This window comes from Pseudoalteromonas carrageenovora IAM 12662 (genome assembly GCF_900239935.1).
GTDB lineage: Bacteria > Pseudomonadota > Gammaproteobacteria > Enterobacterales > Alteromonadaceae > Pseudoalteromonas > Pseudoalteromonas carrageenovora.
Map to the genome: position 1 here is coordinate 167,830 of NZ_LT965929.1, position 11,839 is coordinate 179,668.

General features: G+C 40.5%; 11 protein-coding genes. 5 read left to right on the forward strand and 6 right to left on the reverse strand.

The window, feature by feature from the left end; all coding sequences use genetic code 11:
- Positions 1-679 precede the first annotated feature (679 nt).
- Both ALFOR1_RS17110 and ALFOR1_RS17115 read left to right on the forward strand, forming a co-directional pair.
- The gene (locus ALFOR1_RS17110) at positions 680-997 is read left to right on the forward strand and encodes an antibiotic biosynthesis monooxygenase family protein (protein ID WP_104643798.1); all 318 of its coding nucleotides are present in this window, start codon (positions 680-682) and stop codon (positions 995-997) included.
- 126 nt (positions 998-1,123) lie between these two features.
- Positions 1,124-2,005 (forward strand): NAD-dependent epimerase/dehydratase family protein, encoded by an 882-nt coding sequence (locus ALFOR1_RS17115; protein WP_104643799.1) that lies wholly within the window; start codon positions 1,124-1,126, stop codon positions 2,003-2,005.
- A 383-nt stretch (positions 2,006-2,388) separates the two neighbouring features.
- Here the strand turns inward: ALFOR1_RS17115 and ALFOR1_RS17120 are convergent, their stop codons facing one another.
- From ALFOR1_RS17120 to ALFOR1_RS17145, 6 genes are all read right to left on the reverse strand, one after another.
- A complete protein-coding gene (locus ALFOR1_RS17120; protein ID WP_058550499.1) occupies positions 2,389-3,480 on the reverse strand; it encodes an OprO/OprP family phosphate-selective porin in 1,092 nt (363 codons plus the stop codon).
- Position 3,481: 1 nt separating this feature from the next.
- Positions 3,482-4,069 carry a DUF4956 domain-containing protein gene (locus tag ALFOR1_RS17125; RefSeq protein ID WP_039037236.1) on the reverse strand — a complete coding sequence of 196 codons (588 nt, stop codon included), beginning with the start codon at positions 4,067-4,069 and terminating at the stop codon, positions 3,482-3,484.
- 1 nt (position 4,070) lies between these two features.
- Complete coding sequence (locus ALFOR1_RS17130) at positions 4,071-4,985, reverse strand: polyphosphate polymerase domain-containing protein (protein WP_104643800.1); 915 nt, start codon at positions 4,983-4,985, stop codon at positions 4,071-4,073.
- A gap of 77 nt (positions 4,986-5,062) precedes the next feature.
- On the reverse strand, positions 5,063-7,621 hold the full coding sequence (locus ALFOR1_RS17135; RefSeq protein WP_104643801.1) for a CotH kinase family protein: 2,559 nt from the start codon (positions 7,619-7,621) through the stop codon (positions 5,063-5,065).
- 222 nt (positions 7,622-7,843) lie between these two features.
- Entirely contained in the window at positions 7,844-8,971 is a 1,128-nt protein-coding gene (locus ALFOR1_RS17140; RefSeq protein WP_104643802.1) for a zinc-binding dehydrogenase, read from the reverse strand.
- Between the two features lie 43 nt (positions 8,972-9,014).
- The gene (locus ALFOR1_RS17145; RefSeq protein WP_104643803.1) at positions 9,015-9,692 is read right to left on the reverse strand and encodes a glutathione S-transferase family protein; all 678 of its coding nucleotides are present in this window, start codon (positions 9,690-9,692) and stop codon (positions 9,015-9,017) included.
- Between the two features lie 166 nt (positions 9,693-9,858).
- On the opposite strand from ALFOR1_RS17145, the gene ALFOR1_RS17150 reads away from it, so the two are divergent.
- From ALFOR1_RS17150 to ALFOR1_RS17160, 3 genes are all read left to right on the forward strand, one after another.
- The gene (locus ALFOR1_RS17150) at positions 9,859-10,758 is read left to right on the forward strand and encodes a LysR family transcriptional regulator (RefSeq protein WP_104643804.1); all 900 of its coding nucleotides are present in this window, start codon (positions 9,859-9,861) and stop codon (positions 10,756-10,758) included.
- A 103-nt stretch (positions 10,759-10,861) separates the two neighbouring features.
- The gene (locus tag ALFOR1_RS17155) at positions 10,862-11,248 is read left to right on the forward strand and encodes a hypothetical protein (RefSeq protein ID WP_104643805.1); all 387 of its coding nucleotides are present in this window, start codon (positions 10,862-10,864) and stop codon (positions 11,246-11,248) included.
- 69 nt (positions 11,249-11,317) lie between these two features.
- Positions 11,318-11,791, forward strand: a complete 474-nt coding sequence (locus ALFOR1_RS17160) for a hypothetical protein (protein ID WP_104643806.1) — start codon at positions 11,318-11,320, stop codon at positions 11,789-11,791.
- Positions 11,792-11,839 lie beyond the last annotated feature (48 nt).

Genomic DNA, 11,839 nt, shown 5'->3' on the forward strand with positions numbered 1-11,839 from the left:
AATGTTCTGAAAGCTAAGCTATCTGATGTTAAAAATGTAGTAAGGCGTTTATCAGTGATAACCGCTCATTGAGATTGGCTAAATATCGTCGTTAATTGATTGGTTAAATGCGCTTTGTGCATATATTCATGAAAATGAGCGCTGCGCGCAAATTGGATTATTTAACTTTACCTAAAAACTTTAGAAAACTTAGTGATAGTAATACCTTAGGTAATTTGTTAAAACTATATAAAGTAGATAAGTGAGCGTTAAGTCGGCAGAAATATGCGCGATGAGCGCACTATTAAATTGTTAGGTAACTAGAGATGGGCACAGAAATTTTCGTTTTATCATACTTGGTTACATCGCTGATATTTCTGGTATCAATAGGTCTACTGTTTAAAACGAAATTTCCAAATGCAAAAGCAATAATAGTCTTAATCGTAAATTCACTTTTTCTGGGTTACTTTTTAGTAAGTGGTGCTTTGGATGGATACTTATTACAAGCTTTCTTAGTAGGTGGATTTTTACTAATTCCCTTCCAAATAGTTAGCTTGTCATTAGCTTATATATTTGGCGCAAAATTAAAGAGTTACATTGGATGTCATGACAGCGTTACCTAACAAAACAATCAAGACGGATTTGCCGGAAAAGCGCCGTCAAACCGCTTATTGTAAGCGTTATATACCTAGGAGCATCAATGTCAGTTATCGCTAATACACCGAAACCTCCATATTTTGCTGTTATTTTCACTTCCATACGAACAGAAGGTGATAATGGTTATGGTGAAATGGCAAATAGGATGATTGAGCTTGCAGAGCAGCAGTCTGGATTCTTGGGCATGGAATCAGCAAGAGAAGATGTAGGTATAACGGTTTCTTATTGGGCAGACTTAGATTCAATTAAAAATTGGAAAGATAACTCTGAGCACTTGGAAGCCCAAAAAATTGGTCGTAAGTCTTGGTACGATACATTTAAGGTTCGTATATCTAAAGTGGAACGTGATTACGGTATATAACAAGCCGTTTAAGATGGAAAATTTACAGTCGGCTATTTTCACTCCGTTCAATATTTTAGCCAACAATAAATTTCCCCTTAATAGGGCGTTAGCTGCTTTGAGGTCAATCATTAGTAAGGTGTCATAGTGAGAATTTTAGTAACAGGCTCTGCCGGTAGAGTCGGGCGTGCAATCTATATTAAATTAATGCGCACCCATGACGTGGTCGGCATTGATAAAACGCCTTGCTCAACAGCCGATTACATTGGTGATATTCTTGATAGTGATCTGATTGATCGGGCTCTTAAAAATGTTGATGTCATCATTCATACAGCGGCTCTTCACGCTCCACATGTTGGTTTAGTACCTGATTCAGAGTTTCAGTCTATCAACGTAGACGCGACCGAGAAACTCGCTCTGGCTGGATTAAAAGCAGGTATTAAGCACTTTATTTTTACCAGCACTACTGCATTGTACGGCTATGCTTCAACACCTAAAGGTATTGCAGGTTGGATAAATGAAGACGTCACACCTCAACCCAAGTCGATTTATCATAAAAGTAAAATTGCGGCTGAAGCTAAGCTAGAAGAAATTTCAAAGTTGTTTCAGCTTCCAGTTACTGTGCTGCAAATGTCGAGATGTTTTCCTGAACCTGCGGATTTAATGGCAGTATTTCGCCTTACTCGTGGCATAGATGCTCGTGATGTAGCAAACGCTCATTTATGTTCTGTGGAAAAACGCTTAAGTGGTTTTAATCGTTTTATAATCTCAGGCGCTACACCTTTTCAACTTTCTGATTGTGAAGCTCTATATACTGATGCTGCATCTGTCATCGAGCGTCAATGTCCTGACATCGCGCTAGCATTTAAACAAAGAGATTGGCAACTACCTCAAAGCTTAGATCGCGTATATGATTCATCATCTGCATGTGACAAATTAGGGTGGTTACCTATACATGGTTTTAAAAGCGTTTTGAAAATGCTAGATACTGAAATACCTGAAGTATTGCCAATTTTGAAACGCAGCTAACAAAGCAATTAAGAGTGATTCGGCATGGGCAGCGTTTTTACTATGCATTGCTTTTAACATCAGGCAAAGCGAGTTCGCCCTCAGTACACTCTTTTTTAAAAGTTTCATACTTTGTGCCTAAACTCGTTTGCAAGTTTAGTTTTTCGATAGCTGCCTGTATTAGCCCTTGTCCATCTTTTGTTCACTAAATGCTGGTGTTCATTTTTATTGAACGATATTAATTAGTGAACAGGTAAACTTAAATCCCTCACTGTAATTAGTGGAATAAGTACAAGCCTGATAAGTAACCTTTAGAGAGTTTATAACAGCTCTATTAAAATAAGCCCTGTGTTAAACGTTACGTTTAACACAGGTTTAGGCTAACCTACGAAACACCAAACGTATTAAAACGAATACTGCAGCCTTAATGAGATTGCATTGCCCGATGTGATAGTACCGCCTGCCTCGTAGTAATCGGCTTTAATGTAGTCGGCCATAAACTTTATATTCTTGTTTACGGTGTAGTTAACGCCGAGGGCGTAGGTTTTTGCGTCTTGGTTTTCTTGCTTGAGCTTAAGTAGGCTGTAGCGGCCTGTAATTTCCCAGCCTGGCTCTGAGCTTGCGCCTAGTTTTGCGTTTTTATACTTACGGTATCCGCCCGATAGCTGATAACCAAATTGCAAATAGCCGCCTTCGTAATCATTGGTTGTATTTTCAATACTGGTTACTTGTGCTTGTTGCCACTCGGCCATCATGGTAAATCTATCTTTAAGCCATAGTAGCTCTACGCCTTGTTGCGAGAGGCTATCGGCATTAATTTTATCGCCTTCTATTAATGAGTCGGCGGTATAAACTTCAAGAGGTTCATTCACTCTAAATTCGTTACCGTCGTACTGCCTCTCACTAAATGCGACGCCTAGGTGTAAAAGGTTGGTGTTTTGCTGCCATGGCACCCAAGCTACGCGCCCTGTAATAGCAGACGTTGCTTCGTCTTCATCGGGCTCGTAATAACCTAGTTGCCAATTTACTGAGGCTATGTCTCCCGATAGGCTAATACCTAAGCTACGGCCTGGCGAAAACGCTTCGCTTATCATGCTTCGTTCGAGCATTAATAAATTACGAGAGCTGGTTAGTTTTTCTAGGCCAAAGCCTTCTTTTTGTTGGCCTATGGTTAAATCGGCATATTTCCAGCCAGAGTATTCTAAGTAGGCGTCTTTTATTTCGGTTTCGCCATCGGCAAAGCCAAGTTGAAATTTACTTTTCCAGTCTTTGCTGATGTCTGATTTAAAACTTAGGCGTGCGCGGCGTATTTCAGAGGTACTTTCTGAGTCGTTGCTTTCGTATTGCCCCTCTAATAATGAGGTATCAAACTTGTTGTAGTCGAGCATGATATAGCCGCTTAGGTCTATATCGTCGTTAATTTTGGCAAAGCTTGCGTTACTTACAAAGCAAAGTGCTGAAAGTGCCGCATAAGTAATCGTTTGTTTAGAGGTCATGTTAGGCTGCCTTTGTTTGTTTTTCGGCTAAGTAACTTACTTTTAGTTGCGCTACGTCTCTTAAAAAGTCGATGTGTTCTATATCTACAGCAACTACGTTTAGCCCTGTGCGCTGTTTTAAATCATGGATGAGTGTGGCTTGGTTTTGCGGGGTTATGTTTTCTATGCGCTCGTAGCAAACGCTTTGTACTTCGTAGCGTTTTACAAATACGCTAGAGTCAATCAAAAAGGCAATTAAGCAAATTATGCCGTTAAGAATGCTTAGCTCAATTAAGCTCATTTGCCCTACAGAGGTCAGTAAAGCAATGGCAGTAACGAGAAATAAGTAAGTCATTTCTTTAATCGAAATAGACTCAGTGCGGTACCTTAGCATGGTAAATACGGCAAATAGGCCAAATGCAAATTCCATCGACATATCAACGCCGTGCAGCAAAAAGGTAATAATAAAAACGCCTACGCCAAATAAAATAAACGAGCCTGCCACCACTGCATTTTTACTTATGCGAAAGTAACAGCCATAGCAAAGTACAGCCAGCGATAGGATGTTAACTAAAAAGCGGGAAAGAAAAATAAGATCTAATTTGGTCATTTTAATTATTCTCTAAAGGTAATAGTGGGTTAGTGCGGTTAAGGTGTTTTAAGCGGGCTAAAACAGGTTTAAAGCGGTTTACTTTTAAGCGCTCGGGGTAAAGCAAAGCACAGCCAATGCAGTATTTACTAAACGAGGCAGGGAATATGTGGTGTTTGCTCATAAGCTTATAAAATGGCGAGTGTTTTGTTTTTTTACGTTGCTTAAGTTCGGCAATAAAAAAGCCCGGTAGTGTTATTTTGTTATCGCCTTTTGGGGTGTTGTACCACAGGTTAAAATCAAGCGTTAAGCGCTCGGCTTTTTCTTCGTTGGCTAGTGCTATGCGGTTATAGCCGCTTTGCTGGGTTACGTTTAGATGTGCAAAGCTGTTTTTCATTTGCTCTTTCATAAACGCAGTACAATGGGCTTGCTCGTTGTTTTTTTCGAGCTTGATGCGTGTTTTAACCGTACGGCTTTGGTTGTTTTTTAGTTTTACTTCTAGGTATTCGGTGGCTGTATCTACGTAGCGCCTTTGGCGCACTTTGTAGCGATTAAGCTTACCGTTATGGTGGGCTTTATATAAATCAAGTTCGGGCGTATCAAAGTACTGATTATAGTAAGAAAATAAACGCTTACCTTGTATATCAAGTACACGGTACTGGCCTTGTATATGAGTAAGTAGCTCAGGTAAAAACGACAGTGGTAGCATAAACTTACTGTCTACACGGTTCATTAAATTAGCGTTATTAAGATCGTTTAACCCGTAGCCTTCAAATGGGGTGAGTAACTCGTTAATTAATGTTGATAATGAGCCATCAGCATTTGGCTTTTCAGGTTGAGCCTGCTTATTTTTAGAGTTTATTGCAGTAATTGCTACTGGTGAGATTGAAGTATCCTTTTCAAAAAGTTCATCCTTAAAACGTGCTTGAATTGTCATAATTTTCTCAGATTATTAAATTGCAAAGTTACAGAGTGCAGTGCCAGCGTGCTGGCACTGCGCAAAGGATGGGCTGTTTATCTAGCGCAAAATCCGCTGCCATCACCCGCTGAGGGCAATGTGCCATCAATCTGCGCGACCATATTTGCTACGCGGTACTGCATAAAAGACGTTAAGCCGTAAAACTGCCCCGTTGTAGAGGTAAGGTTTTGCTCAAAGTAGGTTGAGCCATAAAAGCTAGTTGGGTCGTTTTGTACGTGCTCACGAATTAAATCGGCTATTTCATTTACGCGTGCGTTAAATGTGTCACTTGAAAGTGAGCCATTAATAAGCTGTGTTAAGTAACTGTGGTACGTGTCTAGGTTGCTTTGCTCGGCAAAGACATTAGCAATTAACGGGCGCTCGCTTAATGCGCCGCTTACTGGCTCATCAATGTAGAGCTCTCTTACATCTACGTTATTACAATCCATGTTAAATGTGCCGAATGACTCGTTAAAATCCCACGGCAAAATGCTAAATACGCCATCGTCATCGTAAATATAATAGTTATGTGCAAGCGGGCCGTGGTAGCTATCTAAATTGGACAGTGAAGTACTAACCGACATATAACGTAAAAGTGTGTCTACTTCTATGGCGCTGGTTTCGCCTTTATCGAGCGATTCTACAAAGTTAATAAAGGCGCCGTTATCTGTGGTGTCTTCGTTGGTTTGCAGGTTTATATCGGTGTAGCTTTGTATGTCGTCACCTAGCCATAATAAATCGCTGCCTGTGCCATCTGGCTTGTATAAATCGCCATTACTGTTGGTAAAGTGTTTTTCAACAAATTCGCCATCTACGGCTTCTACCATTAAATACAAACCAAATAGTTCGCCGTTTACATAAAAGTTAACGTAAGCATGCTCAGGCGTTGGTACGCCCATTTCATCCATTAGCTCGTAGGCGATTACTTCACGCATGTACGACGGGTCGTTAAACGAGTTTTGTAGTGTGAATTTTTTTAGTCCAAAAAACTTTTGCCCCGACACATATTCGTTAATATCAACCTTAAAGCTGTAACGGTCGCTGCTAGAGTTGGCAACACTGCTTAAGCTTGAGCCGCCTTTAGTGCGAATAGCAACGCTATCAAGTGTTACACCATTAAAGGTAATAGCGGTTTCGTGATATTCCTCATCAAGTGGGTTATCTAGAATGTCTTGCCAGTTTTCGTCAGTAATTGTAATAGAAAGCGTATTAACCGCTGTGGGTGTAAAGGCGGTTGCAACTGTATTTTCACTACTTGGGGTAGGTGTTAAAAACGCATGAGTAAAGCCTGTATTGCTACTTAGGCCGTAACTAAAGCCTGTGGCTACATCACTTTCATCCCAGTCAATGTAGTCAATTACTTCATCGTTGAGTATTAAGCTTAGCTCGTCTTCTTTGCCTAGTTTAAACGGGACGTAGTAAGTGCCTGGGTCTTCGTCGGTGGCATAAATAGTTATGTATTCACCCGCGTATAAATCTATGTCGGGCAGGGTAACGGGGTCTATGTCGTCGCTTTCATCAATAACTTGGTAGTTGGCTAAGTTAATTGTATTTGCGCTGTTGTTGTATAGCTCAAACCAGTCGTTGCCATCGTCTGCGGCGCTTGCCACTATTTCGTTAATAACGAGTGGCCCGTGGGTTGCTTGGCTGTTTGAGCTAAGCTCTGTTGGAGTGAGTACCGCAGTTGCATCGCTGCCATCAGGGTAGCGACCATAGCTGTAACCACTCAGCGCTTGGCCTTTATTCCACGATAACTGCTCTATAATTACATTGTTACTGTAAAGGCTTACGGTATCGCTTGAGCCTAATTTAAACGCAACGCTTGGCAGATCGCCTAAATCATCGGTGCTTGCGTAAATACGGTAAAACTCACCCGGCGATAACGTAATATCGGGTAGAGCAAACTGTTCGTTATTGTCATCACTTAGGGTGTAGTCTGCTAAATAAACATCGCTACTGCTTGTTACATAAAGCTCTATCCAGTCCTCGCCGCCACTACTATCTTTTGCTAATACTTCGTTTATACGCAGTGGGGCATCTTCAGCAATTAGCGTTGTAACAAGTGTTGAGGTATCTGCTGTTTGGTTAGCTGCGCCCTCTGTGGGCGTTAGTGTTTGCGCGGTGCCGGTGCCATCGGTGTATAAGCCGTAACTAAAGCCTTCAGCGGCTTCGCCTTCTTCCCAATCAAGTACAGAGATAGCAGTGCCGTCCTCGTATAACGTAACCGCATCGTCGCTACCTAGTTTAAAGGTGACGTAATAACCGTTATCGGGCGGTGTATCGGTTTCATCAATGGCTTGAATAACAATAAACTCACCTTGGGAAAGCGATACTGCGGGCAGAGCTTGAGGCTCTCTGTCGGCGTTATCATCAACAAGTGAAAATACCGATAAGTCGGCTATATCTTCAGTGGCGTATAGCTCAATCCAATCGTAGGTGGTATCGCTTGGGCTTGCGACAATTTCGTTAATAACTAAACCAGTTGACGTGATTGTTGATGATGAGTCAGTACTTTGCTCTGTGCTGCTATCGGTTGTTTGCTCAGTACCGCCACAGCCATACAATAATGTAGTAGAGGCAATAACTGAATAAAATATAAAAGGTTTTATATTCATGTATGCACGCTTATTATTTTATTAAAGTGGATAAACTATAAGAATAAAAGGTGCAAACAATGTGTAAAAATTCAGTAAATTACATTTTTATGATGGTTTTGTGACGAGCTTTAAGGACGCGTTAACTGCAAGGCTCACAATAATAGGGGGCGTGTATTTAAACGTAAAAAAAGCAGATACTTAATTAGCATCTGCTTTTTAATTTTAACGAAGAATATTTAATTAAGCTTGAGGTTTAATTAAGTACTTCTCGCCGGTAGCTTGTTTAGAGTAAGCCGCGATTGATTGTAAATGTAATACCTCAGCTAATGACACTTCGTGCGTGTAGTTGCTCGCAAATGTAGTGGTGATTTCATTAGCAACGCGTTTGCGCATTTTCATTACTGTATCTGTGCCTAATTTACCTAAAGCATTAAATAACAAGAACCCGTTTACAGCCCAAGCAAAGCCAAAGTTACGATTAAGTGTAATAGGCCCGCGATCTAACGCACCATAAATATATGCTTGTTTAAACGTGTCTGAGCCATATAGGCTGTGCTCTTTCATATCGCGCGCAGCTGCCGCTTCCATACAGTTCAGTATGTCACTTGTTAGTTGGCCGCCACCAATAGGGTCAAATGCGATAGTTGCACCGGTTTCAATTATTGCAGCTGTTAGGTCAGCAAGAAAAGTGTCGCTGCTTGAGTTTACAACGTATTTAGCACCCATATCGCGCAGTAACTTTTCTTGTTGTGGTTTGCGTACAATGTTAATTAAATCAACGCCATCGGCAATACAAATACGGTTTAGCATTTGGCCAAGGTTAGAAGCCGCTGCGGCGTGAATAATGGCTTTATGGCCTTCAGCGCGCATGGTTTCTACCATGGCGAGTGCGGTAAGTGGGTTAACAAAAGATGATGCACCTTCTTTAGCGGTAGTCCCTTCTTTTAACTCTAGGCAACTTTGTACATTGGCACATATAAATTGACGGTACGTACCGCCACCAATAACAGCCACTGTTTTGCCCATTAATGCTTGTGCGGCTGGCGATGAGCCTGCAGCCACTACGGTGCCTGCACCTTCATTACCTACTTGTGTTGCTTTACCAACACGTGTTTTAAGTGATGGCATAAATTGAGCTGGAACATCAGCAGTAATTACGGGGTTTTCATCAGTACCCGATTGTTTTGCAGTAGACAAATCAGCTGCGCTGAATAAAACGCCTAAGTCTGATGGATTTAATGGTGCAGCTTCAATACGAATAACTACTTCATCGGCATTTGGCTTTGGCATCTCGATGTTTTTTAAGGCAAGTGTAAGTTTATTGTCTTCGCTGATAGTTGAAGTTAGTTGGATATTTTTATCTGTCATAAGAGTGTTCCTATAAATTGAGAATGGGTAGCGTATAGCTTAATTACTTGCTTTGAGCTGCCAGTATTTGTGCTGTTACCTTTTGCATAAACTCAGGCATATTTGCTTGGCGATCTGCCTCTATTTGCTGAGCAATAGTCGATTGACTCATCTTTGCTTGCCACTCTTTCAAACCTGGGATTTCGGCCAGTACATCCCAATTAAGCTCTTTTGGCGTGAATGCGTTAACCACTGTATTTACGTAGTAAACGTAAATATCTGCCATGCTAAATTGTTCGCCAGCTATCCACGGCGAAAAATGCGTTAATTCACAAAGAGCGTTTACACCGCGCGTTAATAGCTTGCGAATGTCGTCTTTTACGTGTTCAGGTGCAGGGGAGCCTGTAAATACATACGGGATTAAGCGTCTGCTTGGCAATTCAAAGTAAAGCTCACTTATTTTCATAATTTGGCGAACAAAAGCACGCTCGGCTGAATCTTCAGGGTATAGCGTGTTGCTTGGGTAGGTTTCTTCAAGGTAGTCGCAAATAACGCTCGACTCTGCAATATTTAGCCTATCAGCGGTGGTTATAGCCGGTACTTTTCCCATAGGGTTTATAGCTAAAAACTGCTCGTCGTTGTTGTATATAAGGTGCTCATTAAATGGCAGCTCTTTGTGTAAAAGTACATGCTTAACCAAGTTGTAATAGTTACTAGCTGCGAAGCCGTGCAAAGTAATCATAATGTAGCCTTTGGTTTTAAGCTTTAACTATTGGCGTTAAATAAATTAAAGCGTGTAGATAAGTTAAGGTTATTATTACTTGTTTTAATTTGCTTATATATAAGGGAAAATGCGAATCACTTTTGTCTTTAAGACAATAAAGCATTTTATTTAATGGAGAGGCAACTTGGATCAACTAAAAGCAATACGGTATTTTATTAAGGTGGTTGAAACAGGCAGTTTTACCAAAGCCGCAAAAGCATTTGATGTGCCGCCCTCGTCGTTGTCACGGCGGGTTGCTGATTTAGAAAAAAGCCTAGGGGCGACGCTTTTAAAGCGTTCGACCCGTATAGTTAAATTGACCGAAGTTGGGCAAATTTACTATAACGATGTTCAGCAAATAATAAATCAGCTAGAGCAAAGCCACGAAACAGTGCGCAGTTATCAAACAACACCAATGGGGCGATTATGTATAAGCTCAATGGTGAGTTTTGGTGATAAAATATTACTGCCTCTGCTTGATGAATTTAGCGCGCTATACCCCGAAATTATATTAGATGTTAGCTTAAGTGATGAGCTGTCTACACTTGGGCGTGACGACGTTGATATAGCCATTCGTGGTGGTTATGCGCCAAATGAACGCGTGCTAGCAATAAAACTAATGGATAATGGCTTTATTCCTGTCGCGTCACCCTGCTATTTACAAAAATACGGCGTGCCTAATAATGTTATGGAATTAAAGGATCACAGTGGCCTTTATTTTAAAACGCCAGCGGGGCCAACGCCTTGGTTATGTAAAGTGGATGATCAATGGCACGACGTTTCTGGGCCTGCGGTCGCTATTTCAAATAACGGATCGTGGCTGGCTAAAAAAGCATGTAATGGTGAGGGTATTTTAATGTCTACTCGGTGGGCGCTCGACTCATACCTTGAGTCTGGCCAGTTGCAAGAGCTTAAGTTTGAGCATGAATTAGCGATAAGCCAAAATGCGACTATGGCGGTTTATTTGTTATATCAAAAACAGCGCTATTTAGTACCAAAGGTGAAAGCGGCGGTCGACTTTTTAGTACAAAGAATAAAAAGCTAGATAAATTTTGTATTTTTTGTTCTCCAGTAATTGCTTTTAATATCATAGAAGTGGAGTTAAAAATTCCTAAATAGTTTAATTTCAAATGTATTTAGGGTGGGCTATGAAAATAAATTTTTCTTGGCGAATTCAGTTTGGTCGCATTGTACCAATATGCTCTTGTGAAAATGTAAACAGTAATGGTAAGAGTGTATTGTTAAGTCTTTTATTAGATGATGGTGGGTTACGTTACAGTGAAACTATTTTTTGGATTGATGAAGGAATAAAGAGAATAAACTCTGTTTTAGCAAGTGAATGTAGCTTTCTTGACTGGAACCGCGAAAGATGGGGAACTGAATTCACGCTACACAATGCACGAGTATATTCTTTACTAGACGATAGCTATTTTCAAAATATACCTACGCAGCAGCTTAAAGAAGCTCTTGGCGCGTGGAAGTTATTCTTAGAGTCAACCCCTGATCTACAAAAAAACATTGAAATAAAATTATAAAAGACAAGTTTAATCAGTATGTTAAGCGGTATCAGCTGGCTTAATGTTTAGTTATTGGGAGAAGTACGTATGGTGCCATTTGGTTTAAGTTCAGAGCAGTTTAAAGCTAAATTTTTAGTTTCATTAGAAAAAATATCACCTTGTTTTATTCGCGAGCTCAAGAATTTGTTTACAGTTTCAATTCCCGAATCTGTTTTAGGTGCTGAGATTCAAATATTTCTAGGTGATGATTGTATGGAGACTCCTTCAGCTTGGATATATTACGAAGGAAAACAAAAAAAGATAAATAGCACTGATGCTTCAATATTTTCTGGTAAATCAGTGGAGTTACTTTCGGGTGATTATGCTATACCTCATTTTGATGAGAAATATTATATCAATGAAGAGTTCAACGCGGGTTACTTAATTGCTAATCTAACAAAACAATGGCTGGCTGAGAGCTGGTGGAAGGCTGGAGGCTGGGATTATCCTATTCCAGTATTAGTTATGGTTCATGATGATTATGGTGATGGTTCGTCGATTAAGTTGTCTGCAGTTTGCTAATAAATAAAAAGAATACCTTATAACCCCACAAAAATATCTTTCGAGTAA